This is a genomic window from Arthrobacter sp. NPDC080031, assembly GCF_040702485.1.
Classification (GTDB): domain Bacteria; phylum Actinomycetota; class Actinomycetes; order Actinomycetales; family Micrococcaceae; genus Arthrobacter.
In genome coordinates this window covers 140884-166747 of record NZ_JBFBLA010000009.1, presented here as the reverse complement: position 1 = coordinate 166747, position 25864 = coordinate 140884, and the positions used below count along the sequence as shown (strand labels likewise).

Below are 25864 nucleotides of genomic sequence, written 5' to 3'. Positions count from 1 at the left end.
CCGGTAATGTTTGATCCACCATGTTCACCCTGACCATCAACCAACGCGACAGCCGCGGCAACGGAGACCTCGTACCGCAGCTGCTCAAGGACCTGCGCCACATCCCGGCGTGCTTGGACTTTGACCGCTCGGTGGAGGACGAGGTCCAGGGCATCGTGGAATTTCCGCATCAGGCCGTGGATTCGGCGCTCATCGCCCTGCGGAGCGGACAGTGGTATGTGGGAATCGGCGTCGGGCCCGTCAACGAACCCCTGCCCAGGCAAATCAAAGACGCCTCCGGACACGGGCTGGTCTACGCACGCCGCGCCGTTGACCGCTTGCGGAATGGCAAAGAGCGGATCCCCGTGGCCGTCGAGGGCCCGATCGCTGCCCTCGCCGCCGAATCGGAGGCAGTACTGCGCCTCCTAGGGCACATTGTGCAGCATCGGAGCGTCGCTGAGTGGCGCGTCCTGGACCTGCTGACACCGGGGGTGCGTGGACAACAGAAAGCCGTGGCCCAGGAACTGGGAATCAGCACCCAAGCCGTGAGTAAGGCCCTGGCCCGCGCCCAATGGGTGGAGGAGCACGCCGCCAGGCCGGCCGCAGCCCGCTTGCTGCAGTTGATCCTTGAGGTTTACTGATTACCTCGGAACGCCGCCAGCCATATCGTCCTCGACACATCCATTCCTCCCGGCCTACCTTGAGTCCATGATCTCCAAGCCGAAGCTTGGGCGGCTTCTTCCCGCCCTCAGGCAGGCTGTCACAGGCCACCGACTCCTGTTTGCTGCCAAGACCGCGGTCGCGGCCGGGCTGGCTTGGTACCTTGCGCCATTTATGCCTGGGACTGCCGCCGCGTACCCCTACTACGCGCCCTTGGGCGTCCTAGTCAGCATGCACCCCACCGTGGCGGATTCCGCCAAGCACGGGCTGCAAAGCCTGTTGGGACTCGGATTGGGCATTGCCATGGCCTTCGCAGTGACCACGGTCGCCACCCCCAACGTACTGGCGGTCGCAGTCGTCGTCGGCCTGGGGGTGGTCATCGGCGGCCTGCCACGACTCGGCAGCGCCTCCGAATGGGTTCCCATGGCGGCGTTGTTCGTACTGGTGCTGGGTTACTCGAATGCGCAGGGCTTCTCTTTCGCGTATGTCCTGCAAATGGGCATGGGAGTGACGGTCGGTTTCGCAGTGAACTGGCTGATCTTCCCTCCCCTGCATCTTGAAGGCATCGATCCTGCCATCGACGGACACCAACGGGCGCTGTCCAAGCAACTCCGGGACATGGCCAGCGCCATGACCGAATCCTGGCCGCCGAACCACGAGGAGTGGGCGAGCCGTAGCGGAGAGCTCTCCCGCACCGCCGCCGCGGTTCGTGCAGCGGTCCATGCGGCGAAGTTGAGCGCCAAAGCGAACCCACGGTCCCGCCGTCGGGCCAGGCGGCTGACCGGCGACCTCGCCGGTTTGCGGGTGGTGGAACGGCTGACCTTTCACGTGCAGGACATCACGGACATCCTGGCAAGCGTGATCTGGGAAGAGAACGCCGGAACGGTCATTCCGGAGGGTGTCCCGCCGAATTTGGCTGAGGCGCTGGAAGACGTTGCGGAAATGATCCGGCAGTGGAGGCATGGGGACGCCGAGGATTTCAAGAATGCCTTGGACCAAGCCCGGGATAGTGTGGCAGCACTGAGCGAAACCGTCACGGAGGCGGCGGCCGGCCAAGCGCCCGTGAACGCCGCCGCGTCGGTTGCCATGAGCCTGCGGCGCATGATCACAGTAGTCTCCGACGCCGCCTGAGCCGTGAGCGTCTGCCGGCTGGCCCGACCGCGCGGGGCTAGCCCACCAGGCGACGCAGTATGAGGGCCGCGCCGTCGTCGTACACCGAAGCAGTGACCTCATCCGCGACGGCGATGACTTCCTCAGGCGCCTGGCCCATGGCGACCCCGCGCCCGGCCCAGCTGAGCATCTCGATGTCATTGCGGCCGTCCCCCACTGCCACGGTGTGGCGGGGGTGGGTGCCGAGCCGCTGGCGCAACTGCTCCAAGGCGCTGGCCTTGGTGACCCCGGCGGCGGCGATATCCAGCCAGGCCGTCCAGCCCACTGAATAGGTGACCCCGGACAGCCCGATCCTGCGGATGGCTGTGGAAAATTCTTCGGCCGTGTTCTCGCTGCTGAACACCACGACACGCACCGCAGTGGCATCGAGCATGGTCTGGAAGTCGACGCCGATTGCCTCGACTCCGAAGCTGGCGTCCTGGAACCGCTCGGTGGAGAGGAAGTTCCCGTCCTCGTCCTCGAGCGCGTACTTGGCGGACGGAAGCTGCTCGCGAAGAGCCATCAGCGCCGGGGCGGGATCGAAAGTTGCCTTGTGAATGATCTCGTAGCCTGCGTCCAGCTGGGGGTCGAGCCGCAATGTGACGCCGCCGTTGCAGCACACGGCATAACCGCGTTCCAGTCCGATCTGCTCAATGATGGGCAACGTGGCGTTCAACGAGCGGCCGGTGGCTATCAGGACGTCGTGGCCGTGGGCGACGACGGCCCTTGCGGCATCGCGGACACTTGGCGACATGTGGCCATCGTGATCCACGAGGGTTCCGTCGACGTCCAACGCGATCATGAGCTTGTGATTCAAATTCCGCTGGTCATCGATGCCAGCGACTGAGGTACCAGTCAAAATAGTCATGCCTCCAGTGAAGCAGACCCCACCGACACCAGCTAGGACGCAGGACACAGCAACGGATTAACACGCGGTGAATACTCCCACGTTTGTCCACAGTGTGAATGTTAACTTGGGCGGTGCCCGGCACGAGGCCGTAGTCCGGCACGCAGAAGCTTCTGCCGAAGGCGGCCTGGCTGTTCCAGATCCGCCCAATTCCACCTGACTACGGTGAACCCCAGTGCACGGATGCTGTCCTCGCGTAGCTTCTCCCGATGGAGGACCTCCTCCGCGCTCCAATCCCCCCGCATGTCCTCGTCCGCGTGCTTTTGCTTGCCATCGAATTCGCCGGCGATCGATTGCTCCGGCCACCAGAAATCGGTTCTGGCAACGAACTGGCCGGAGTCAACAATCGTGTGCTGTTGGAGCGGTTGCTCAAAGCCCAACAGTTCGATGACAGCCCTGCTGAATGACTCCCCCGCTGATTCGGCCTTCGTGTTGGCCAGGCTCGCGATGCGGACTGCCCGGTGCTTGGTGGCATCCGCAACGATCCCGTCCAGTGCCAAGGCGATCCCAGGGTGTTCGAGCAAGCACGCATCCTGCCCCAGCAAACCCTGTTCCCGCAGCATTCGTGCGATTCCGTCAGCTACAACCAGCGCGCGGCTGAAGGACGAGGTACACATGACATCCATGGCCGTCTGCACCGGGCTGGTGCAGGAAAACTGGCCGGAAAGCACGGCCTGCGCGTCGCGTCGAAGGACGTAGCGCATGGGATGGTTGCCTGCATTCCGGGCTTTTTCGGCAAGCGCGCTGTTTCCGTGGACAACGAACGTGGCTGGCCGCCGTCCGGTGATTCGCTCCGAGGAAGTGGCTAGATCGACGAACTCCGGGGGCCGAAGTGTCGGGACGCCAAGCACGACGGCTGCGGACTCACCGCAAAAGACGGGCCGGTCGAATGCCAGACCCACCGCAGCTGCGGACCATTCGAACCTCTGGGCAGGCGTTGCTTCCACCCAGGTGGAGGTTTTCACGTAGTACCCGCGCCTCAGCCGGACGAGGTGTCCTGCCCGGAACGGCCGGTGGATCACAGCCGTGGAGCCCGTGAGCGCCAGCCGCTCGGCGGAGACAATGAGCTGCGGAGGGATGTCCATGTGATTACTATCCATGGATCGCTCCGCAGCGTCAGCCGTGCTTTCGCTCTATGTGGACAAGCGAGGCTGTGGAGGACCGGTTCGTCCCGGCATTCCGGGGTTACAGAACGGGCAGGACCTCGAGCCCTCCGAGGTACTTCTGGAGTGCCTTGGGGACGTTGACCGAACCATCCGGGTTCTGGTGGTGCTCCAGGATGGCCACAATCCAGCGGGTGGTGGCCAGCGTGCCGTTCAGGGTCGCGACCGCGCGGGTGCCCTTCGCCACGCCATCCTCATTGACCGCACGCTCCCGGATGTTGAGGCGGCGGGCCTGGAAGGTGGTGCAGTTGGACGTCGACGTGAGTTCGCGGTACGCGTTCTGGGTGGGGACCCAGGCTTCGCAGTCGAACTTCCGGGCCGCGGACATGCCGAGATCGCCCGCCGCAGTGTCGATCACGCGATACGGGAGCTCGACCTTGGCCAGCATTTCCTCTTCCCAGGCCAAGAGGCGTTCGTGCTCGGCAGCGGCCTCTTCAACCGTGGTGTAGATGAACATCTCCACCTTGTTGAACTGGTGGACGCGGATGATGCCGCGTGTGTCCTTGCCGTGCGAACCTGCTTCGCGGCGGTAGCAGGAACTCTGCCCGGCGTATCGGATGGGGCCGCCGGAAAGATCCAGGATCTCGTCAGCGTGGTAGCCGGCGAGGGCCACTTCCGAGGTTCCCACAAGGTAAAGGTCGTCTTCGGCGAGACGGTAGATCTCGGCGTCGTGCTTTACATCGAAACCGGTGCCCTGCATGATCTCCGGACGCACCAAGGTGGGGGTGATCATCGGCACGAAACCGGCCTCGACGGCTTGGTCCATGGCCATCTGCAGCAATGCCATCTCCAGGCGGGCACCCACGCCGCGGAGGAAGTAGAAGCGCGCACCGGACACCTTGGCGCCGCGTTCCATGTCGATCGCGCCGATGAGTTCGCCGATTTCCAGGTGGTCCCGTGGCTCGAAATCAGTGAATTCGCGTGGTGTGCCGACCGTCTTGACCACCACGAAGTCGTCCTCGCCACCCTCGGGCACGCCGTCCACAATCAGGTTGGGGATGACACGGAGCAGCTCTTCCTGCTTGGCCTGGGCGGCGTCGGCTTCGGCGGAGGCAGCCTTGACCGAGTTGGCCAGTTCCTTGACCTCGGCCAGCAGCGCCTGCTTTTCTTCGCCCTTGGCTTGTGCCACTTTCTTGCCGAAGACGTTCTGTTCCGCACGGAGGTTCTCGTAGCGGATCAGTGCCGCGCGGCGGTCTGCATCGGCGGAAATGATCGCGTCCACCACGGACTCGTCGGCGCCGCGGGCGCGCTGGCTGGCACGGAACTTGTCCGGGTTTTCGCTGAGGTCTTTTACGTCGATCACCAGACAAGAGTATCGAATGAGCGCACTGCTCCGCGGCCAGTGCCCGACGGCGGCAGGCACCCCTGCCGCCGTGCGCGGCCACACCTGCAGCGGGATAGGGTTGAAGCACCATGAGCAACTGGATCCTGTACGTGATTCTGGCTGGGGGCGTGGTCTTCGCCGTCTCCAGTTGGTGGGGCGTGCGCCGGCTCAGGGCCAGGCATACCCGCAGCGCTGTACGCGAAGACGCCCACAAGCCCGAGGCCGGCTTGCAAAGGGTCGCCGTGATCCTCAACCCGGTGAAGGCGAAGGCTGAGGACGCACGGAGGATCATCCGCGAAGCCTGCCATCTTGCCGGCTGGGACGAACCCCGTTTCTTCGACACCACCGCGGAGGACCCCGGCCATTCGCAGGCCAAGGCGGCACTTGCGTATAAGCCCGACGTCGTACTCGTGGGCGGCGGCGACGGTACCGTGCGCGTGGTGGCAGAGACACTCGCGCACACCGACGTCGCGATGGGCTTGATTCCCCTGGGCACGGGAAACCTGCTGGCGCGCAACGTGAATCTGGATGTCAACGATCTCCGCGGCAACGTCCACACAGCCCTCTTCGGCCACCAGCGCTACATCGACACCGCCCGAATGGCGATCCACAACGACCGGACGGGCGCCTCTTCCGAGCATGCTTTCCTGGTGATCGCCGGCATGGGCCTGGATGCCGAGGTTGTGGGCGATACCAACGACGGCCTCAAGAAGGCGGTCGGCTGGCTGGCCTACACCGAGGCGGGCGTCCGCCACCTGCCCGGCCGGCGCAAAAGGGTCACCATTGCCATGGACGACGCGCCAGAGCAATCCCGGAAAATCCGAAGCGTCTTGTTCGCCAACTGCGGCCTGATTCCAGGGGGCATCGACTTCATCCCCGGCGCGATGATCGACGACGGCGTCCTGGATGTTGTGGTCATGAGCCCGCGCAGTGCCATCGGCTGGATCGCGGTGTACACCAAGATCTTGTTCAAGCACAACCGGAACCTGCCGGTCATGAATTACTACCGTTCGGGCAAGGTGGTCATCAGCAGCAGCGAACCGATGGCCACGCAACTTGACGGTGATCCCTCGGGCGAAGCCACAAAGGTCACCGTCAAGGTGGAGCCGCGTTCTCTGCTTGTGCGCGTGCAATAAGCCCTGCGCGTGGAATAGCGGGACGCGCTATTTGGCGTTCTTCGCCGCTCCGGTTGCTTTGTCTTCTGCCAACTTGCGTTCTGCCAGGGCTTTGGCGGCTGCGCGCGCTTCCGATTGCTCGCGAATCATTGCCTGTTCTTCCTCAAAGCGCAGCCGATCAGCCCGGTCGGCGTCGTCGCCGTCCCAGTCTTGGTTGTCCGCCTTGGGCTTGGGATTGACGATCATTCCCTGGCCGCTGGTGTCATTGCTATTTCCTGACATGGCCCGCTCCCTCCGTTTGGGGCATGCGTCCATCACTTGTGGATCAAGCAAGCATACGCACAGTTTTATCCACGCGATAGGGGTTGAAGAGTCAATTATCCAACGCTTGGCGAAGCGGATCCGGGCCGGTCAAGCGCCCGGTTCCCCACCCAGAATTCGCTGGACCCAGGCATGTGCTGATGCGAACGCGGCGTCGGAGGTATGCGGAGCAACCAAGGCTTTCTGCTCGTCCGCCCGCGCATAGGACCCTAGGAATCGGGTGGCCGGGCTGATCCGGTGCAGGCCCGCCAGGGCGTCGGCTACCCGGGCGTCCGACGCGTGGCCGTCGGCATCGATGCTGAAGAAGTAGTGCCCCAGATACTGGCCGGTGGGCCGGGACTCGATGCGGCTGAGGTTGACTCCGCGGGTGGCAAACTGGTCCAGGATTTCCATCAGGGCGCCGGGGCGGTCTTCGGGAAGGGGCACGACGACGGTGGTCTTGTCCGCGCCCGTGCGTTCAGTCAGTGCCCCGGGACGGCTGACCAGGACGAAGCGGGTAACTGCGCCGGGATTGTCGCCGATGTTCTCCGCAAGGACATTCAGGCCCGGCCGCTCGGCCGCGACCAGGGGGGCGCAGATGGCGGCGTCATAGTGCGCCTCGCCTTCAAGAAGCCCGACGGCGGCTGCAGCCGTGGAGGAGCCCGGCACGTATTCCGCATTCGGGATATTTTCGTCGACCCACAGCCGGCACTGGGCCCAGGCATGGCCATGGGTGGATATCCGGCGGATGTCCGAGATCTTAACGCCGGGCCGGGCAACCAGCACGAACGTGATGGGAACGAGCGCTTCACGGATGATCCGAAGTTCGGTTCCGGTGGCGATGGCATCCAGGGTGGCGGTCACGCCGCCTTCCACCGAATTCTCGATCGGCACCATGGCCGCATCCGCCTCGCCTTGGCGAACCCTCTCCAAAGCCGTGTTCACGTTGGTGCAAGGCACCCTGTTGGCATCGGCCGCGCCGGGGACCTGTAGGAGGGCAGCCTCGGTGAAGGTGCCTTCCGGACCCAGGAAGGTGTAGGTGAGCGCGGATGACGACATTGAATATTCCTTAGGTGTTATACGTGACTAGAGGACAACCGGCTTGAGGCCGTTCTCCGAAACCATCGGGCGGCCGGACTCCCACCAAATGTCCATGCCTCCAGCAATGTTGGTGGCGGTGTAGCCCTGCCCCACCAGCCACTGAACCACCCGGTAGGACCGCCCACCCGTACGACAGATGACATACAGGTCATCGTCGGGGTCGAGTTCGTCAAGCCGGGCCGGGATCTGGTCAAGGGGAATATGGAATGCACCCTCGGCGTGGCCCGCTACCCATTCGTAATCCTCCCGGACATCCAAGATTTTCGCGTCCGCCGGAACATCGCCGACGGGCACGGTCTCGAAATCGCTCACGTGAGTCCCTTCCAGTAGATTCAGATCTCCAAATCAAGCCTAGTCCCCGCCGCTACCCTTGCCTCGCTTCGCTACGGCAAGGGAACGTAACGGCACTTCCTCACTCGGCCGCTGCGGCACTAGTGTTGGCGTTAAATGTTCGCCGTTGTTGCGAGCGAGACCACTCAAGTCGGGGAGGAGGCACCATGGCTGCCGGCGAGCCCACCATTCTGGCAACCTCCGGAGGCTATAAGTCCGGTCATCGCACCAGGATGGAGTTCGACCTCCTGGTTCACCACGCCGTCGAACTCTCCGGGGTGAGCGGACGCGCACCGCGGGTGGCGCATATTGGCACGGCCTCCGGTGACCAGCGTTGGTTCGCGGCGGAATTGGACCAAGCCGCACGGGTTTCGGGGTTCGATTTCAGCCACCTCAACCTTTTCACGATGCCCAATTACGGCGATCCAGAGGCCTACCTTTTGGAACAGGACGTGGTGTGGGTCAACGGTGGCTCCGTGGTCAATCTTCTGGCCGTGTGGCGTGCCCACGGGCTGGATGGCATTTTGAGCCGCGTCTGGGAACAGGGAGTGGTGCTGGCCGGAGTGTCCGCAGGCTCGATTTGTTGGTTCCAGGGCGGCACCACGGATTCCTACGGCCCGGAATTGCGTGCCGTGACCAACGGACTGGGCTTCCTCCCCTACGCCAACGGCGTCCACTATGACTCCGAGCCTGGCCGCCGCCCGCTGGTCCACCAGTTGGTGGCAGAGGGCGTGCTGGGGGAAACGCACTGCACCGACGACGGCGTCGGGCTCGTTTACAGAGGCACGGAACTTGTGGACGTCGTCGCCGAAGTCAGGGGCAAGGCTGCTTACCGCGTCACCGCGGTGCCCGGTGATTCGGCCGACGCCGTTCCCGTCGCTGTGGAGGAGCGCTTGGAGTCCCGCTTCCTTGGCTGACATCCACGAACTCGGCGCGGTCGAGTTGCGCCAGGCCTTGGCCTCCGGTCAGCTCTCTGCGGCTGAGACGGCGGAGCACTTCCTTGCGAGGATCGGACGGCTGAACCGTACGTTGGGCGCCTTCATCACGGTGACGGCAGACCAGGCCATGCTCGACGCCCGGGCCGCTGACGCAGCGTTCGTTCGCCGGAGCAGCGGAGGTCCCGGGCTTCCCCTCCTGCACGGCATGCCGCTGGCTTTCAAAGATCTCACCGACGTCGCGGGAGTCGTGACCACCCACGGCAGTGGAGCCCTGGACCGTAAGCCCGCTCCGGAGGACGGAGCCCTTGCCGCGACGCTTAAAGGCGCCGGTGCCATCTCACTGGGCAAGACTCAGGTTCCGGAGTTCGGACTCACGGCCTACAGCGAAAACCGCATCGCACCGCCGTCGCGCAATCCCCACGCATTGAGCCGCAGCTCCGGCGGATCGTCGGGAGGCAGCGCTGCCGCGGTTGCGGCGGCCTTGGTCCCCTTCGCGCCCGGGAGCGACGGCGGCGGGTCGATACGTATTCCCGCTGCAGCATGTGGACTGCTGGGGTTGAAGCCGGGCCGGGGCTTGGTGCCCGCTGGCGAAAGCGTCGGCGACGCCGCGCGTTTGGTAGTTGCCGGGCCCTTGGCGCGCTCCGCAGCGGACGCGGCGCTCATGATGGATGCCCTCGTCCCGAACGGAGTCCGGCCGGAAGGTGGCTACCTTGCGGGCCTTGAGGAAACGCCCGCGGCCTTGCGCATCGGCGCGAGCCTGGACGGCCCGTGGTCCACCGCTTTCCCCTTCGCCCCGGAGCGGGAGGCCCTGGATGCCCTCGCCAAGGGCATCGAACTACTGACGGAAGCGGGCCATTCAGTGCTCGACGCCGAGATACGCTACGACAATCGCTATCCGGAAGCGTTCACGACTGCCTGGACAGCCGGCGTCGGGAGCGCACGGATCCTGCCCCAGCGCGAAGCCTTGCTGACCCCGCTGACCCGGACCTTCCGGCGTAGGGCGCAACAGCGGACCGCAGGCAAGGTCAACGAAGCGCTCGGTTTCCTGCGCCAGTTCACCCACGACACGGTCGCCCAGTACGCGCAGTGGGACCTCGTCCTGACGCCGTCGCTGGCACAGACGCCACGGCCCGTGGGCTGGTTCACCGGGACAACGCCCGGAGGCGAGCAGTGGCCGGCCCCCGATTGGCCCGGCGACGCGGACGATGACTACCGCAAGCAATGCGAGTTTGCGCCCTGGTCCTCCATGGTGAACGTGTGCGGGCTGCCGGCGATCAGTGTGCCCGTCCATTGGACCGGCCTGACACCGGGAACGGGGTTTCCGATGGGCATCCAGCTCATCGGAAAGCCAGGATCCGAGCTCCTGCTCCTGCGGCTCGCAAGGCAGCTTGAGGGGCAGCAAAAACCTGCCCCTATCGCCTGAGAATAGTTGCCCGAGGCATCTAAATGATGTGACAATGCGCTCAGTCAATGTCACCATGGATCAGATGAGCACAACTCTAGACACGCGGACGCCCGCCAAAAACGCGGGCGATACGTCATTTTTCGGCCACCCAAAGATGCTGGCCAGCCTTTTCTCCGTAGAAATGTGGGAACGATTCTCCTTCTACGGCATGCAGGGCATCCTGCTTTACTACATGTACTTCACCGCAGACCACGGCGGACTCTCGATCGACAAATCGCTCGCCGCCGGACTGGTTGGCGCGTACGGAGGAGGTGTATACCTCTCCACGATCCTGGGCGCATGGTTGGCGGACCGGCTTTTCGGCTCCGAACGGGTACTTTTCGGTTCCGCCATCATGATCATGGCCGGCCACGTCGCGCTTGCCCTCCTGCCCGGGATCCCGGGCCTTGTGGCAGGCCTGGTGCTGGTGGGCATCGGATCCGGTGGCCTCAAGGCGAACGCAACAGCACTGGTTGGCACCCTTTACGGGGAGAAGGACGAACGGCGTGACGCCGGCTTCTCCATCTTCTACATGGGCATCAACCTCGGCGCCCTCATTGGACCGCTCGTTACCGGCTGGCTGCAGGAAAGCGACGGCTTCCACTGGGGCTTCGGCGCAGCCGCCATCGGCATGGCGATCGGACTGGTCATCTACGCACTGGGTCGAAACAAGCTCCCGGAGGAAGCCCACCGCGTCCCGAACCCCCTTCCCTCCGCACAGCGGAGCCGTTACGGGCTCATCTTCTTCGGCATCGCCGTCGTGATCGCCGTGCTCCTGATGACCGGCGTAGTGAACCCCGGCAACCTGGCCCGCAGCATGGCTTACGCAGCCATTGTCGCCTCGCTGATCTACTTCACCTTGATCTTCAGAAGCAAGAAGGTCACGCCGTTTGAGCGCAAGCGCGTTGTCGCGTTCATTCCGCTGTACATCGCGTCGGCAGCGTTCTGGGCACTCTTCCAGCAGCAGTTCACGTTCATTGCTGTGTACTCGGAGGAAAAACTGGACCGCAACCTCTTCGGCTGGGAAATGCCGGCAGCCTGGGTGCAGTCCATCAACCCTGTATTCATCATCGTGTTCGCAGGCGTCATGGCTGCCCTGTGGACGAAGCTTGGTCCGAAGCAGCCGGGTTCCCCCATCAAGTTCGCTGCCGGACTCTTCGTCATGGGCCTGGCGTTCCTGGCCTTCATCCCCTTGACCGGGGCAGGAAAGACCCCCCTGCTGGTGCTTGTGGGAATTCTGTTCCTCTTCACTTTGGCGGAGCTGTTCCTGTCCCCAATCGGCCTGTCCGTGAGCACCAAGCTGGCCCCCAAGGCCTTCCACACCCAGATGGTGGCCCTGTTCTTCCTCTCGGTGTCTCTGGGCACCGCACTGGCCGGCATCCTGGCCGGACTGTACAACCCTGACGACGAATTGCCTTACTTCCTGGGCGTCGGCGGCACGGCTGTGGTCATCGCCGTGGCCTTGGCAGCCGGCTCACCCGCCATCAAGAAATTGATGGGCGGCGTGCGCTAGTCACGCCACCGACTTAAACCGCGACGGCGGCCGGTGCGTTTGGTGGGACTCCCGCCAGAGGCACCGGCCGCCGTCGTTGTTGCTAGTAGTTGTAGTTGTAACGCGAAGCAGCCGCAGCAAAAATCGCGACAAAGACCCAGAATATGGTCACGAGAACAATGCCGAGGTACCCCATTACAAGGCCCGCAATGGCCATGCCTTTGCCGGCCGGTTCCTTCCTGAGGGCCATGTGGCCGAGGATCACGGCGGCAATCTGGGGCAGGACGAAGAAGCCAAAGCCCACGAAGACCGAGATCCCGCAGCACATACTCGCAATACTCAGGCCCTTGGGCTCGACCGGCATGCCGTAGTAAGCGGGCTGTCCGTAAGGGCTGGCCGGCTGCCCGTAGCCTTGGGGAGGTTGCCCATACGGCGAAGCGGGCTGTCCATAGGGGCCGGCCGGCTGCTGTCCGTAGGGGCTTGCCGGCTGCTGTCCGTAGGCGGGCTGGCCGTATGGTTCCTGCGGCTGCTGTGATTGTGGCTGCTGCGCCTGGGGCTGTCCGTAGGGGCCAGCGGCCGCCGGCGAGGCAAACGGCTGCTCACCGTACGGGTTTTCGCCCGGTTGGGGTGCAGGCGGACTGTACGACGGCGGTTCGTAGCCCTTGGGCGGTTCGTCGCCTTCCGGAGCGTTCTCGGGTTTAGCTGGCTGGTCGGTCATGGAAAATCCCCCTTGCGAGTCTTTGTGCCCAGCCTACCGCCGAGCGAAGGCGCACATAAGCTGCGGAGGCCCGGCTCCCCAACCCCATGCAGCACTCCGGTAAACGGGCAGTGAATCTTCCTCGGTCAAGCGGAAATACGAAGTCACAGGCACCGCAATAGTGGGTTTTCTCTTCAAGCTCACCTGACGGTCTGGCATGCTGGGTCAATGGCTAGCCGTGCGGGCACTGTTGCCCTTCCCCAGGACCTTGTAGACATCACCGCTCTTCTTGACGCGTACTACGACGTGACGCCGGATCTGAGTGATCCCGCGCAGCGCGTTGCCTTCGGCACCTCCGGGCATCGGGGGTCGAGCCTCAAGGCCTCATTCAATGAAGGGCATATCCTCGCCATTACGCAGGCGATTGTGGAATACCGTGCAGGGCAGGGAATCACCGGCCCGCTCTTCCTGGCCAAGGACACCCACGGGCTGAGCGAACCAGCGCAGAATTCCGCCCTTGAAGTGCTCGCTGCCAACGGCGTCAACGTGCTGATCGACGCCCGGCACGGCTACACACCCACCCCGGCCCTGAGCCACGCAATCCTGAAGTACAACAACGAAGCCGGCCCCGGCCAGCCCCAGGCGGACGGCATCGTGGTCACCCCGAGCCACAACCCTCCGGCCGACGGTGGTTTCAAGTACAACCCTCCGCACGGCGGCCCGGCCGACACCGACGCCACCGGCTGGATCGCCAACCGGGCCAACGAGCTCTTGGAAAACGGGCTGCGCGGCGTCAAGCGGATTCCGTTGAACGACGCCCTCAAAGCGGATGGCACGGGCAAGTTCGATTTCCTGAGCAGCTACGTGGACGACCTCCCATCCGTCCTGGACCTCGATGCGATCCGCACCGCCGGGGTGCGCATCGGCGCGGACCCCATGGGCGGCGCATCCGTGGACTACTGGGGTGAAATCGGCGAGCGTCACCAGCTCGACCTGACCGTGGTCAACCCAACCGTGGACCCGCAATGGGCATTCATGACCCTCGATTGGGATGAGAAGATCCGCATGGACTGCTCCTCGCCGTCGGCCATGGCTTCTCTCATCAAGCGCATGTCCGACAGTGCTTCGGCCGGCACCGGAGCCTTCGACGTCGCTACCGGAAACGACGCCGACGCCGACCGCCACGGCATCGTGACCCCCGACGGCGGCTTGATGAACCCCAACCACTACCTCGCCGTCGCGATCGACTACCTTTACCGCAACCGCACGGGCTGGAACCCCAAGTCCGTGGTCGGCAAGACCCTCGTCTCCTCGTCCATCATTGACCGGGTGGCTGCCGGACTGGGCCGCAAGCTCGTTGAGGTTCCCGTGGGCTTCAAGTGGTTCGTCCCCGGACTGCTCTCCGGCGAGGGTGCCTTCGGTGGCGAAGAGTCGGCGGGCGCCTCGTTCAACAAGCGCGACGGAAGCGTCTGGACCACCGACAAGGACGGAATCCTGCTGGCCCTCCTGGCATCGGAGATCACGGCGGTCACCGGCAAGTCGCCGTCCCAGCTGTACAAGGGCCTCACGGACCAGTTCGGCGCGCCAGTCTATGCCCGGATCGACGCCGCCGCCACGCGTGAGCAGAAGGCGGCACTCGGCAAGCTCTCGTCGTCGGACGTTAAAGCCACCACGCTGGCGGGCGAAGAAATCACCGCCAAGCTGACCGAGGCTCCGGGCAACGGCGCCTCAATCGGCGGCCTCAAGGTTGTCACGGAAAACGCCTGGTTCGCGGCCCGTCCGTCGGGAACCGAGGACGTCTACAAGATCTACGCCGAGTCCTTCAAGGGTGCCGACCACCTCAAGCAGGTCCAGGAAGAGGCCAAGGCGCTTGTGGACGGCGTGATCTCCTAGCCCTAGCTAGTTTGACTCCGCCGGGAGGCGCCACAGCTTGAGGATTCGGCGAATGGTGTGGTTGCCTTCCGGCGCCATGTCCACCAGCGCGATCCGGTCGAGCACAACGGCGTCACCCGGCTTGGGGCGCTTGCCGTCGTGATGCGAAATATGCGGGCGGTAGTTCTCCATGACGTAGCGCGGGGTTGCCACGCGCCCTCCGACGCTTGCCACGGCATCGAACATTTCTTCGTGCAGCCCCTGCAGAATGGGATGGTGTTCCACAAGGCTGACCGGTATGGACCCTTGGTGACCGAATCCGGCGTCGGGCCCTACGGTGAGATCCGCACCTAAGGCGCCCATCGCGGGCACCGCAACAAGCTCGGCGAGGCGCGCGGCGACGTCGTCACCATCGGAGGGCTCGACGTCGAACCTCAACAGGGTGATGTGCAGCGGCCAGTCACTGCGCGGGAAGACCAGCCCGTCAGCCACGGCTTCGACGAACGCCACCAGAATCAGGTTCCGCATAAGGAAATTTTGCCACCGCGGCGCCCCTCCCACAGCGACGCCTACCCACAGTGGTGAGCGAGCGTTGGCGGAAAAGGAGCCAAAGGTGAGCGAGCGTCGGTCGGGGAACACGCCCGCTCACATATGTCCCCCCAAGCGCGAACGCCCGCTCACAAGAGTGAGCGGGCGTTCGCGCTTGGACGTCAAAGTGAGCGGGGGTTAGACGGTGCGGACGACGTCTTCGTAGGCGAACTTCGGCTTGGCATCGCCGAAAGCGTCCGGACCTGGCTGGCCGATGTTGACCACGAGGAAGCTCTTCTGGTCACCGGCCGGGAAGAACTCGGCGTCGATCGCAGCAAAGTCGGCACCGGTCATGGGGCCGGCAGCGAAGCCGAGGGAGCGGACGGCGAGGATGAAGTAGCCGGCCTGCAGGTGGGCGTTGTTGTTGCCCGTAGTTGCAGTGAATTCGGGGTTGGCGTCGTACATGGCCTTCGGTGCGGAGTAGACCGGGAGGAACTTGTCCCACTGCTCGTGCCAGGCGGTGTCGTAGGAAAGCACTGCGACCAATGGGGCGGAAGCGGTCTTGGCCTTGTTGCCCGGGGAGAGTGTCTCGACGAGCTTGGCGCGGGCCCCGTCCGAACGGACGTAGGTGACGCGCAACGGCTGGGAGTTGAACGCCGTCGGGCCGTACTTGGTCAGTTCGTAGATGGCCTGTGCCTGCTCCTCGGAGACCTCGCCGGCAAACGAGTTGGCAGTGCGGGCTTCGGCAAAGATGGCGTCGACTGCTGCGGCGTCAATCACTGCTTCTTCGTGGGCGATCGTCATTCGCGTACCTTTCGCTGTGCCCGCAGCCATGGATGGCCGGGCGCTTATGCTTTCCATGCTTGCAACTTCAACTTCGCCGCGCCTCTTCCCGTGAAGCCACGTGACGTTCCACACAGCGGAATCAGCAGGCCGTCCGGGCGGTAAGGTTGCACCCGGACAATCACAACTTTCAGGGAAGGCTCCCGTAGATGAGCATGCTCGGAACCAAATGGAAGCTGCACGGCAACGGCAAGACGATCCGGCCCGGACACGTGGTGGCACCCGAGGAGCGGCTCGCGTGGCCGTTGACCATCGGCGTCGGCATGCAGCACGTCGTCGCGATGTTCGGAGCTACCTTCCTGGTGCCCATCATCACGGGCATGCCGCCGGCCACCACACTGCTCTTTTCCGGCATCGGCACCCTGTTGTTCCTGGTCATCACCAAGGGCCGCGTACCCAGCTACCTTGGTTCGAGCTTTGCCTTCATCGCCCCCATCCTGGCGTCCCAGCAGCAGTTCGGCGTTCCCGGCGCGCTCGGCGGAGTGGTGCTTGCCGGCGTCGTACTTGCCCTTGTCGGCGCGGTGGTGCACAAGTTCGGCGCTGAGTGGATCAACCGGACCATGCCGCCTATCGTCACGGGCGCGATCGTCGCCCTGATCGGCCTGAACTTGGCTCCGGCAGCAAAGGCGAACTTCGACAAGGCCCCGGTCACCGCCCTCGTGACGCTGGTGACGATCATCCTGGTGAGCGTCCTCTTCCGCGGCATTCTGGGCCGCCTGAGCATCCTCGTGGGCGTGGTGGTTGGCTACTTCACCGCCATGACGCGCGGCGAAGTGGACTACTCCAAGATGGACTCGGCCTCATGGATCGGGCTGCCGCACTTCCAGACGCCGGAATTCCACCTCGGCGTCGTGGGCTTGTTCGTGCCGGTTGTCTTGGTGCTCGTGGCCGAAAACGTGGGGCACGTGAAGTCCGTGGCTGCGATGACCGGACGGAACCTCGACGACGTTTCCGGCCGCGCGTTGATGGCCGACGGCGTCGCGACGGTCCTCGCCGGATTCGGCGGCGGTTCCGGGACCACCACCTACGCCGAGAATATCGGCGTCATGGCAGCCACGAAGGTCTACTCGACGGCGGCCTACTGGGTTGCCGGGACCTTCGCCATTCTGCTGAGTTTCTCGCCCAAGTTCGGCGAACTGATTGCTACAGTTCCCGCCGGCGTGCTGGGCGGTGCCGCAACCATGCTCTACGGGATGATCGGCGTCCTGGGCGTAAAGATCTGGGTGCAGAACAAGGTCAACTTCTCCAACCCCATCAACCTGACCACGGCAGCCGTCGCATTGATTATCGGGATCGCCGACTACACGTGGACCATCGGCGAACTGAAGTTCACGGGTATCGCACTGGGCTCGGCCGCTGCCTTGGCGGTCTACCACGGCATGAAGGGCCTGGCCCGTTGGCGCGGGACGGTTGCCGAGCCCGAGATGGAGACGGCGGGGCTGCCGCCGGCGGCAAAGGCAGCGATGAATGCGGCCGCTAAGAGGAGCGGGAAGAAGCGGTAGCGTCCCTCCCCGGGGAATTCATGTGTTCGGCAGGGAGGGCAGCCCTCCCCGCCGAACACACCTAGCCGAACACACCTAGTTAAGACAGGCGCCGGCGAACAATCTCGCTGACCGCCTTGCCGTCGAAGCGGCCGCCGATCTTTTCGGTGACCGGCTTCATGACATAACCCATGTGCATAAGGGACAACTCCACGCCGTCGGCCTTGAGCGAGGCGATGACCTCGTCAACGATGGATTCAACTTCCTCGGCGGTCAGTGGTTCCGGCAGATAGGCCTCGATTACCTCGGCATCGGCGATCTCCGTGGCGGCACGCTCGGACTCTCCGGCCTCCTCGTAAAGCCTGGCGGCCTCGTGATATTCGGAAGCCTCCTTCTGCAACATGGTCGTGATCTGGGCGTCGTCCAGCTGGATCGGCGTCTGGCCGGCTTTCTCACGGGTGTCAATCTCGCTGAGGACGTTGCGTGTGGCGTTCAGGGCGATGCGGTTGCCATCCTTCATGTGGCTGACGACGTCTGCGTGCAGCCGCTCTTTCAAGGTGGACATGGTGTGCTCCTCGATTCGATGGTGCCGTGCTGGCCGGCTGCCAGCCCGGCAGGCGGTGACGGCGTCCCGGGCGGGGGTCGTCGCATCGTGAGTGCATGGCAGAAGTCAGAGCCATGCTTTGTACGTTAATTATCTGCCCGGTGACACCGGGTAACCACAATCCAACACGGGCATGCCCCCTCCTGGTACTCAGGATTGGGCATATTCGCACTATGTCCATTCCTGGCACCCAACGGAGGGCATGTCCCGCTTGGACCGGAGCTTAGACCCCTTCCAGCACCTGGCTCGTGGCCCATGCAAGGTACTTGGCCGCGTTCGCTACGGCATCAGCTGCATCGGGCACTCCATCGCGACGCTGTGCGACGTCGAGGAGCTGCGCCGCGGCCACCACGCCGTGGCCGGCTAGTTCCTCGGGGGTCACCATGATCCTGCCGGCTACGACAATCACCGGAATGCCCTGGCCGTGTGCCGAATCCGCAAGGGCGATGGGTGCCTTGCCGGTCAGCGACTGCGAGTCCATGGATCCTTCGCCCGTGATCACCAAGTCCGCGCCGCCGAGCTGCTCGGGAAGCCCTGTCAGTCCCGCTACGAGGGCGAACCCGCCTTCCAGCGTCGCCTGGGTGAAGGCCAGGAACGACGCCGGGAATCCGCCGGCCGCCCCTGCGCCGGGAACGTTGACGTCCTGTCCGCCCGCTTCCCGCAGCAGGGATGCCCAGTTGCGCAGGCCGGCGTCGAGCAGTTCCACCGCGTCTTCGTCCGCACCCTTCTGCGGGCCGAACACATGCGCAGCGCCGTCGCTGCCAAAGAGGGGGTTCTGGACGTCGACAGCGATCCGGAACCTCGCTGCGGTCAGGCGCGGATCAAGCCCGGAAACGTCGAGGGACACGACGTCGGCGAGCGAGCCACCGCCGAGCGGAACCACATTTCCTGCCGCGTCGAGGGGCTTCAGTCCGAGCGCACGCAGGGCCCCGCTGCCGCCGTCGGACATCGCGGATCCGCCCAGGCCGAGCACAATCTCGGTTGCTCCGGCGTCGAGGGCCGCGGCGATGAGCTGGCCGCAACCGTAACTGTGGGCGCGCAAGGCGTTTTCCGGCGTCGGCTCCATGTGTGCCAGTCCGGACGCTTGTGCTGTTTCGATCACCGCGGTGGCTCCGCCGAAAGCATTTTGCCGGATGGCCCATGCGGCGCCCACCGGCTTGAGAATGGGGCCTACGACGGCATTGATCCGTTCTTCGTAGCCTGCCGCCACGGCTGCTTCCAGTGTTCCTTCGCCACCGTCGGCGATGGGAAACTGCGTCACCACGGCATCCGGATAGACGCGCAATGCCCCTTCGGCCATCGCCGACGCTGCTTCTGCTGCGGTGAGGGAACCTTTGAACTTGTCCGGGGCAATCAGGATACGCATGCTCCCATCCTGCCAGCGGGGCTAAGCTTTTCGCAGATTCGTACGTGGAGATGTCGAAAACAGCTCACGCCGTTCGTATAGGGGGTGAGACGCAGGCAAGGTGCCGGCGCCACATCCCAAGGAGGAACAGTCATGTCACGCTATCTGCTCAGCATCTACCAGCCCGACGGCCCCGCCCCGGAACCTGAAGTCCTCAACAAAATCATGGCCGATCTTGACGCCCTGAACCAGGAAATGCGCGACGCCGGCGCCTGGGTTTTCACGGGCGGCTTGCACCCGGCCAGCACCTCCACGGTAGTGCGTGTGAACGACGGCGAAGTACTCACCACGGACGGCCCCTTCGCCGAGGCCAAGGAACATGTGGGCGGCCTGTGGGTGATCGAAGCCCCGGACCTGGACGCTGCTCTCGGCTGGGGACGCAAAGCCGCCCAAGCCACGACGCTGCCTATCGAGGTCCGGCCGTTCGCGGGCTACCGGGAATAGTTTCTCCATGGTCCATATTTCGGAGATCGGGCAAATATTCCGCGAAGAGTATGGACGCTCCGTAGCGGTCCTGGTCCGCGTTTTGGGCAGCATCGATGCCGCGGAAGACGCGGTCCAGGACGCCTTCACGGAGGCCGTGGCCCGTTGGCCCGACGCCGGGCTGCCGCCAAGCCCCGCCGGCTGGATCATCACCACCGCCCGCAACCGCGCCATCGACCGGCTCCGCCGCGAGGCTTCCGGGAGGGAGAAGCTAGCCCAGGCCGCGCACCTGCACGGCGATGAACATGGCAATGAACATGGGGATGGAACCGAAGGAATCGAGGTGGACACCGTGGAAGACGACCGGCTCCGGCTGATCTTTACGTGCTGCCACCCCGCACTCAACCGGGCCGCGCAAGTGGCCCTGACACTCAAGCTCCTGGGCGGGCTCGGCACCGCCGAAATCGCCCACGCTTTCCTCGTGCCTGAGCCAACCATGGCGCAGCGCCTCGTGCGGGCGAAAGGAAAGATCCGCGACGCCCGCATCCCCTACCGTGTGCCGAGCGGGGCCGAACTGCCCGAGCGCTTGAAGTCGGTGCTGGCCGTCATCTACTTGGTCTTCAACGAGGGCTACGCGGCAAGCTCGGGAGCCGGACTGGTGCGCGAAGACCTCTGCCGCGAGGCTTTGCGCCTGGGCTGGCTCATCATGGAGCTCATGCCTGACGAGCCCGAAGCCAAAGGGCTCCTGGCCCTCATGCTTCTGCTAAATGCCCGTCGCGCAGCACGGACAACTTCCGACGGCGGCCTGGTACTCCTCGCGGACGAGGACCGCGGCCTCTGGGACCGGGACCAAATAGCCGAAGGGCAATCCTTGGTGCGGCAGTGCCTGAAGAGGAACCAGCCCGGACCGTACCAATTGCAAGCTGCCATCAACGCGGTGCACAGCGATGCCGCACAGCCCGCGGACACGGATTGGCGCCAAATCCTGGCGTTGTACGGGCAACTTCTGGCTATGGAGCCGACGCCGGTGGTCGCATTGAACCGGGCCGTGGCCCTCGCGGAGGTGGAAGGACCCGCCGCGGGGCTTGCCGCCGTCGACGTCCTTGAGCTGGGCAACTACTATCTTTTCCACGCAGTGCGGGCCGATCTGCTCCGGCGCCTGGGCCGCAATACAGAAGCTGTCGCCGCCTACCGGGCCGCGCAGGAGCGCACGGACAACGACGCCGAGCGAGACTTCCTGGCGGCGCGCGCCCGGGCGCTCACCACCACTGGCCCCGGACTTGCAGCACCGACTTCAGACGATCCGCGCGGTCCGTGACCAGGCCGTCGACGCCCATGTCCAGCAGCCTGGCCATCTCGGCGGAATCGTTGACCGTCCAGACGTGAACCTGGAGCCCAAGCCGATGCGCGCGCCGCAGGAAACCGGGCGTCACTACCGTCAGGGGGCCGTACCGGACCGGCACCTGGAGGGCATCGACGTCGTGCAGGATATTCCGAAGCCAGCGCTCCGGAAGAAGCGATCCCATGAGTGTAAAGGCGGCGTTGCAGACGATTCCCGCTGACGATGCTGTTCGACGGCGGAGCAGCCGCAGGACCGCACGGCGCCTGCGGTCGGAAAAGCTCGCGATCAGCACCCGGTCATGGGCATCGAGTTGTTCGATGACTCCAGCGAGGGGTTTGACCGTATGCCAATCCTTGACATCGACGTTCAGCCGCGCCTCGGGGAATGCCGTGAGGACCTCTGCCAAGCGGGGAATAGCTTCGCGGCCCCCGATGCGGACTTTGGCTATCTCGGCAGCGCTGAGGCTGGAGATGGGGCCGTGGGCATCTGTGACACGGTCGAGGGTGTCATCGTGAAAGAGGAGCACCACGCCGTCGGCAGCTGTGCGGGCGTCGGTTTCAAGGTGCGTGAAGCCAAGCTCAAGCGCGGCCCTGAATGCCGCGGCCGAGTTCTCAAGCCCATCCGGCGAGAACCCGCGGTGCGCGAAGGCAAGCGGAGCGGATTGTCCGTCCGGGCGACTGAAGAAGGGCAAATGCGAGCTCACACGGGTAGCGTAACCCGGCCGTGCCGCCCGCGACCTCGTCAGGATTCCTGCGGGACGATCTCCACGCCGTCGCCGCAGTGCACCAGCGTGCGGCCGCGACCGCCGTCGAGGTTTACCCAGACCACGCTGTGGTCGCTCGAAACGGCGTCCACCTGGCCGGGGTTCTCAAACCCGGGGGCAAGCTTGACTCGCACCCGGTCTCCGCGGCGCAACTGCTTCCAATGTTCAGCCGGCACTGCGCGGCGAACGGGGGCCTCGGGCCACCCCGTCGTCTTTCTCTTGGCCATCATGTCCCCTGTGATCGGCATCGAATACGGCAAGAGCCTACGGGGAGTAGTTGAACGGCAGTTGGACTGAAGCTGTGTAATAGGTGAGCGTGCCCAACTGACCCGCAATTGTTGTCGTTTTGAGGCCTGAAAACGACGTTAACTGCGAGTCAGTTGGGCCCGCCCGGCTGAAGGTGCTGCTAGATGATGGCGGCGCGGAGTTGCTTCGCGGCAAGGGCCGGGTCTTCTGCGCCGTAGATGGAACCACCGACGACGGCGACATCGGCTCCTGCGCGTTGCACGGCTCCGATGGTGGACAGGTTCACGCCGCCGGCAACGGAGAACTGCACGCGGGCTTCCTCGCCGGCGCTCAGCAGGACGTCCAGGTTGTAGCCCGGCTTTGCCTGCTCGTCGAGCCCGGCGTGGAACTCGATGAACTTGGCACCGAGGGCGCGGGCTTCCTTGGCTCGGGTCACTTTGTCCGCGACTCCGATCAGGTCCACCACGATGCCCTTGTTGTGTGCCTTGGCCGCCTTGACTGCACCGGCGATGGTGGAGTCGTCCGCGCCGCCGAGCACTGAGACGAGGTCTGCGCCGGCCTTGAAAGCGATGTCTGCTTCGAGTTCGCCGGCGTCCATGGTCTTGAGGTCGGCGAACACGATCTTGTCCGGGTGGGCTTCCTTGATGGCGGTTACGGCCGTAAGACCTTCGCTTTTCACGAGCGGGGTGCCGAGTTCGATGATGTCAACGTATTCGGCCACTTTGCCGGCGATCTCGAGGGCAGCTTCGGTGGTGAGGACGTCGATGGCGACTTGCAGCTTCATGGGGTTCTCTTTCCGTCGTTTGTTGTGGTGTTGTTGCGGTGGAAATCAGGGGCTATTCGAGGTTGGCGTGGCGGAGCCAGAGTTCCTCGGCCGGGGTTGCGTCGTTGTCCCAAAGGGTCTGGAAGACGGCTTCGGCAGCGAGGAAGAGGACCTGCTCGAAGAGGCTGCCGGAGTACTGGCGGGACAGTGTGGATCCGTGGTCCGTCTTTTGCGCCGCAGGGATGATGACGACGACGTCGGCCAGTTCCGCGAGCGGGGAGGTTGCGTTCGTGGTGTACACGGCGATCCTGGCGCCGGCTTTGGAGGCCGTCTCGGCAGCCCGCACAACGCCGGAGGTCGTCCCGGAGCCCGAGGCAAGCAGCAGGAGGTCGCCCGAACGGATGGCCGGCGTCGTGGTGTCCCCCGCGATGTGCACGTCGAATCCGAGGTGCATCAGCCGCATCGCGGCCATCCGCAGGACAAGGCCGCTGCGGCCGGCTCCTGCCACGAAGATCCTTCCTGTGGCCGAGTTCCCGGCGGTCTGGACTTCCGTGGCCAGGCGGGACAGTTGCCCCAGGTCCACTTCAGCGGCCGTTTCTGCGATCTCGCTGCCCACGAGGGCCAGGCTTAGCTCGACATCCACGCTTGGCTCGGCATCCGAGGCGGCCTGGAACGTCTCTGCGGTGGTGGTCATGCGTAACCTCCTGCTCAGGTGAATCCTCCGTTTGAATCAATCGTTCTGGATTGAACGGATAGGTGTAACGCTGAGCATGGGCAGTGTTGGCTACCCGTTTGGGTAGTATGCGCAAGACGTGAGCCGCTAGAGTGGCGGGATGACTCCCAGCACGTGGACGCTCCTCGAAGCAATTGCGGCACTAGCGAACGCCCCGTTGATGAGTATCGCCGAGCGGCTTCGTGAAGCAGCATTGCCCTACGTGGGCAGCAGCGCGCTGGTCATTTTCACCGAGGACTGCACTGGCCGGCCCCAGAAGAAGGCCGGGGCGGAAGCCATCATCAGCCGCGTCTCCATTCCTGAACTTGACCAGTTGCGCTCCCATGTTGCCGAGGGCGAGGCCTGGCAGGGAGAAGCGACCATCGCCGGAAGCCAGCGGCCCGTTCTTGCCTTGACCTCCGGGACCAATGCGCTGCTGACCCTGACGGAGCCGGTCCTGCCCGAGGAACCGCTGGAGCGGGAGTCGGCACTGCGGATGCTTGACTACCTGTGGCAACTCACGGCACGGCGCATCCGGGAGAAGGTGGCGGACGCGCCGCCGTCGTACCTCTTGGAATCCCGGGCGGCGTCCGCCGAGCGGCTCCGCGTCACTGCCGAACTCGTGGACAAGCATTCCACCACGCTCGAGACGATGCTGGCGGCCCTACGATCAAGCTCCCTCGAGGACGCCGCGGCCCGCAAGGCCGTCACGGACCTTGCCGCGACCTCGCTCGTCAATCTGCGGACGGTGAGCGACCGCACTTCGGATCTCGTGGAAGAGCCTGTGGCCACCGCGTTCGAAAGGCTGCGGGAGGACCTGCGCCCACTCATGCACTTCAGCGGACTCGACGTCCAGTTCATCGAACCGCCCGTCAACGGCCGCGCCTTGCCCGGCGAAGTCGCGCACGCTGCCCGGGCGATCGTGCGGGGTCTGGTACTGGCCATCGTGGAGCAGCCCGCGGTGAGGCGCGTCCGGGTGCAGTGGGACTGCGACGGCGTGAACCTGCTCATCAATGTGCGAGACGATGGCCTGGGTGAACTGAGCGCGGATTCGCCCAACATTGCCCGGCTCAACAGCAGAGTGGCAGCGCTGGACGGCCGAATGAACATCGAGGTCATGGCCGGCTGGGGAGCGGACGTGCAGGTGGTCATGCCGCTGGACCCGCCATCAGCGCCCGTGGGCGATATCGGTGGATGGGGCCTGGCCGAGCGCGAAATGGAAGTTCTTCAACTGCTGGCGGCCGGACAGCGCAACCGAGCCATCTCCGCCACGCTGCATATCAGCGAAAACACCGTTAAATTCCATGTCAGGAATGTCTTCAGGAAACTCGGCGTAGGTTCACGAACAGAAGCAATAGCCTTGGCGCACAGCCACGGGCTGCGGGCGCCGAACTAGCGGCCCAGCGCGGCGGCCCAGCGCCGCGGCCAGGGAACCCACGGCCTACTAAACCCGCAGGGAAGCGAGCTTTGCCTCGAGGATCTGGGCCACGCCGTCGTCGTCGAAATGGGGGGCTTGCTGGCCGGCTGCGCTGATCGCCTCCGGATGGCCGCTGGCCATTGCGTAACCGTCTCCCGCCCAGCGCAGCATCTCGACGTCGTTGGGCATGTCGCCGAAAGCGACTACCTCAGCGGCGTCGATGCCCCGGGACGCGGCATATTCAGCGAGCGTGACGGCTTTGTTGATACCGGGCGCCGACATTTCCAGGAGCGCGGTCCGCGGCGCCGAGTGGGTGGTTTCCACGAGGTGCGCGACGGCGGGCTGCACCTTTGCCAGGAAATCATCCGGGGTGCCGCTGCGCGTCACGGCAAGGAACTTCACGACGGCGTCGTCCCCGGTCAGAGTCTCGTCCAGCCAAGCAGGGGTGAACTCGGCCAGGAGCTCACTGGTTTCGTTCTCAATGAACCCGGGTTCGAGATGGAATCCGGTCAGGGTTTCGGCCGCGAACAAAGCGTCCGGCCGGAGCTGCTTGATGATCCGCCGGGCCTCCAGCACGGACCCGATGCTCAAGGCATTTGCCGAAATCAGCTTGTCGGCTTCAAGGTCCCACACGACTGCCCCATTTGAACAAATCACGATACCGCTGTGGCCGATCTGCTCGCGGAGGGGGTAGAGCCAGCGCGGCGGCCGCCCTGTCACGAACACCACCTCGATGCCCGCGTCACGGCAGGCATGGAAAGCGCGGATGGTGCGGCTGCTGATCTTGCCGTCATGGCCGAGGATGGTGCCGTCAATGTCACTTGCTACGAGCCGCATTATGTCAGTCTACGTGGGGGCGGCCGCCG

27 protein-coding genes are annotated in these 25864 nt (G+C 64.6%); 11 read left to right on the top strand and 16 right to left on the bottom strand.

What is annotated here, in order from left to right:
* The first annotated feature begins 20 nt into the window (after positions 1-20).
* Positions 21-620 carry a hypothetical protein gene (locus AB0323_RS09835; RefSeq protein WP_366177142.1) on the top strand — a complete coding sequence of 200 codons (600 nt, stop codon included), beginning with the start codon at positions 21-23 and terminating at the stop codon, positions 618-620.
* A 67-nt stretch (positions 621-687) separates the two neighbouring features.
* Entirely contained in the window at positions 688-1770 is a 1083-nt protein-coding gene (locus AB0323_RS09830; protein ID WP_366177141.1) for an aromatic acid exporter family protein, read from the top strand.
* 37 nt (positions 1771-1807) lie between these two features.
* Here AB0323_RS09830 and AB0323_RS09825 read toward each other — a convergent pair whose 3' ends face one another.
* The 3 genes from AB0323_RS09825 to serS all read right to left on the bottom strand — a co-directional run bounded on the left by AB0323_RS09825 (position 1808) and on the right by serS (position 5161).
* Positions 1808-2656, bottom strand: coding sequence for an HAD family hydrolase (locus tag AB0323_RS09825; RefSeq protein ID WP_366177140.1), 849 nt, complete (start codon positions 2654-2656; stop codon positions 1808-1810).
* Between the two features lie 101 nt (positions 2657-2757).
* Entirely contained in the window at positions 2758-3795 is a 1038-nt protein-coding gene (locus tag AB0323_RS09820) for a hypothetical protein (protein WP_366177139.1), read from the bottom strand.
* Between the two features lie 85 nt (positions 3796-3880).
* Complete coding sequence (serS, locus tag AB0323_RS09815) at positions 3881-5161, bottom strand: serine--tRNA ligase (RefSeq protein WP_366177138.1); 1281 nt, start codon at positions 5159-5161, stop codon at positions 3881-3883.
* 110 nt (positions 5162-5271) lie between these two features.
* On the opposite strand from serS, the gene AB0323_RS09810 reads away from it, so the two are divergent.
* Complete coding sequence (locus AB0323_RS09810; protein WP_366177137.1) at positions 5272-6318, top strand: diacylglycerol kinase family protein; 1047 nt, start codon at positions 5272-5274, stop codon at positions 6316-6318.
* 27 nt (positions 6319-6345) lie between these two features.
* Here AB0323_RS09810 and AB0323_RS09805 read toward each other — a convergent pair whose 3' ends face one another.
* The 3 genes from AB0323_RS09805 to AB0323_RS09795 all read right to left on the bottom strand — a co-directional run bounded on the left by AB0323_RS09805 (position 6346) and on the right by AB0323_RS09795 (position 8010).
* Positions 6346-6579, bottom strand: coding sequence for a hypothetical protein (locus tag AB0323_RS09805; RefSeq protein ID WP_364542647.1), 234 nt, complete (start codon positions 6577-6579; stop codon positions 6346-6348).
* Between the two features lie 129 nt (positions 6580-6708).
* A complete protein-coding gene (gene pheA, locus AB0323_RS09800) occupies positions 6709-7656 on the bottom strand; it encodes a prephenate dehydratase (RefSeq protein WP_366177136.1) in 948 nt (315 codons plus the stop codon).
* A gap of 27 nt (positions 7657-7683) precedes the next feature.
* Positions 7684-8010 carry a rhodanese-like domain-containing protein gene (locus tag AB0323_RS09795; RefSeq protein ID WP_364542642.1) on the bottom strand — a complete coding sequence of 109 codons (327 nt, stop codon included), beginning with the start codon at positions 8008-8010 and terminating at the stop codon, positions 7684-7686.
* Positions 8011-8195: 185 nt separating this feature from the next.
* On the opposite strand from AB0323_RS09795, the gene AB0323_RS09790 reads away from it, so the two are divergent.
* Genes AB0323_RS09790 through AB0323_RS09780 form a run of 3 tightly spaced genes read left to right on the top strand, consistent with a single transcriptional unit; the run spans position 8196 to position 11923 of the window.
* Complete coding sequence (locus tag AB0323_RS09790; RefSeq protein ID WP_366177135.1) at positions 8196-8945, top strand: peptidase E; 750 nt, start codon at positions 8196-8198, stop codon at positions 8943-8945.
* On the top strand, positions 8938-10389 hold the full coding sequence (locus AB0323_RS09785; RefSeq protein WP_366177134.1) for an amidase: 1452 nt from the start codon (positions 8938-8940) through the stop codon (positions 10387-10389). Before AB0323_RS09790 ends, AB0323_RS09785 begins: the two co-directional genes overlap by 8 nt.
* Before the next feature lie 34 nt (positions 10390-10423).
* A complete protein-coding gene (locus AB0323_RS09780) occupies positions 10424-11923 on the top strand; it encodes a peptide MFS transporter (protein WP_366177133.1) in 1500 nt (499 codons plus the stop codon).
* 82 nt (positions 11924-12005) lie between these two features.
* On the opposite strand, the gene AB0323_RS09775 is transcribed toward AB0323_RS09780, so the two are convergent.
* Positions 12006-12620 carry a DUF4190 domain-containing protein gene (locus AB0323_RS09775; RefSeq protein ID WP_366177132.1) on the bottom strand — a complete coding sequence of 205 codons (615 nt, stop codon included), beginning with the start codon at positions 12618-12620 and terminating at the stop codon, positions 12006-12008.
* Between the two features lie 207 nt (positions 12621-12827).
* Between AB0323_RS09775 and pgm the strand changes: the two genes are divergently transcribed.
* A complete protein-coding gene (pgm, locus tag AB0323_RS09770; protein ID WP_366177131.1) occupies positions 12828-14492 on the top strand; it encodes a phosphoglucomutase (alpha-D-glucose-1,6-bisphosphate-dependent) in 1665 nt (554 codons plus the stop codon).
* 6 nt (positions 14493-14498) lie between these two features.
* On the opposite strand, the gene AB0323_RS09765 is transcribed toward pgm, so the two are convergent.
* Together AB0323_RS09765 and AB0323_RS09760 are read right to left on the bottom strand one after the other, a co-directional pair.
* Complete coding sequence (locus tag AB0323_RS09765; RefSeq protein ID WP_366177130.1) at positions 14499-14999, bottom strand: 2'-5' RNA ligase family protein; 501 nt, start codon at positions 14997-14999, stop codon at positions 14499-14501.
* Positions 15000-15197: 198 nt separating this feature from the next.
* Complete coding sequence (locus AB0323_RS09760) at positions 15198-15803, bottom strand: malonic semialdehyde reductase (protein WP_366177129.1); 606 nt, start codon at positions 15801-15803, stop codon at positions 15198-15200.
* Between the two features lie 188 nt (positions 15804-15991).
* Here AB0323_RS09760 and AB0323_RS09755 point away from each other — a divergent pair, with 188 nt between their 5' ends.
* Entirely contained in the window at positions 15992-17344 is a 1353-nt protein-coding gene (locus AB0323_RS09755) for a solute carrier family 23 protein (protein WP_366177128.1), read from the top strand.
* Between the two features lie 79 nt (positions 17345-17423).
* On the opposite strand, the gene AB0323_RS09750 is transcribed toward AB0323_RS09755, so the two are convergent.
* Positions 17424-17888 carry a GatB/YqeY domain-containing protein gene (locus AB0323_RS09750; RefSeq protein ID WP_366177127.1) on the bottom strand — a complete coding sequence of 155 codons (465 nt, stop codon included), beginning with the start codon at positions 17886-17888 and terminating at the stop codon, positions 17424-17426.
* A 262-nt stretch (positions 17889-18150) separates the two neighbouring features.
* A complete protein-coding gene (locus AB0323_RS09745) occupies positions 18151-19293 on the bottom strand; it encodes a glycerate kinase (protein ID WP_366177126.1) in 1143 nt (380 codons plus the stop codon).
* Positions 19294-19425: 132 nt separating this feature from the next.
* Here AB0323_RS09745 and AB0323_RS09740 point away from each other — a divergent pair, with 132 nt between their 5' ends.
* Together AB0323_RS09740 and AB0323_RS09735 are read left to right on the top strand one after the other, a co-directional pair.
* Positions 19426-19776, top strand: a complete 351-nt coding sequence (locus AB0323_RS09740) for a YciI family protein (protein WP_366177125.1) — start codon at positions 19426-19428, stop codon at positions 19774-19776.
* Between the two features lie 7 nt (positions 19777-19783).
* Entirely contained in the window at positions 19784-21073 is a 1290-nt protein-coding gene (locus AB0323_RS09735; protein ID WP_366177124.1) for an RNA polymerase sigma factor, read from the top strand.
* On the opposite strand, the gene AB0323_RS09730 is transcribed toward AB0323_RS09735, so the two are convergent.
* The 4 genes from AB0323_RS09730 to hxlB form a co-directional block, all read right to left on the bottom strand.
* A complete protein-coding gene (locus AB0323_RS09730; protein WP_366177123.1) occupies positions 21015-21800 on the bottom strand; it encodes a glycerophosphodiester phosphodiesterase family protein in 786 nt (261 codons plus the stop codon). The genes AB0323_RS09735 and AB0323_RS09730 overlap by 59 nt on opposite strands.
* 38 nt (positions 21801-21838) lie before the next feature.
* On the bottom strand, positions 21839-22108 hold the full coding sequence (locus AB0323_RS09725; protein WP_236814027.1) for a hypothetical protein: 270 nt from the start codon (positions 22106-22108) through the stop codon (positions 21839-21841).
* A 158-nt stretch (positions 22109-22266) separates the two neighbouring features.
* Positions 22267-22890: a 3-hexulose-6-phosphate synthase gene (gene hxlA, locus AB0323_RS09720; RefSeq protein ID WP_366177122.1), complete on the bottom strand. Its 624-nt coding sequence runs from the start codon at positions 22888-22890 to the stop codon at positions 22267-22269.
* Positions 22891-22942: 52 nt separating this feature from the next.
* Positions 22943-23563: a 6-phospho-3-hexuloisomerase gene (hxlB, locus tag AB0323_RS09715; RefSeq protein ID WP_366177121.1), complete on the bottom strand. Its 621-nt coding sequence runs from the start codon at positions 23561-23563 to the stop codon at positions 22943-22945.
* A 139-nt stretch (positions 23564-23702) separates the two neighbouring features.
* On the opposite strand from hxlB, the gene AB0323_RS09710 reads away from it, so the two are divergent.
* The gene (locus AB0323_RS09710) at positions 23703-24977 is read left to right on the top strand and encodes a LuxR C-terminal-related transcriptional regulator (protein WP_366177120.1); all 1275 of its coding nucleotides are present in this window, start codon (positions 23703-23705) and stop codon (positions 24975-24977) included.
* Positions 24978-25025: 48 nt separating this feature from the next.
* Here AB0323_RS09710 and AB0323_RS09705 read toward each other — a convergent pair whose 3' ends face one another.
* Entirely contained in the window at positions 25026-25835 is an 810-nt protein-coding gene (locus AB0323_RS09705; RefSeq protein ID WP_366177119.1) for an HAD family hydrolase, read from the bottom strand.
* Positions 25836-25864 lie beyond the last annotated feature (29 nt).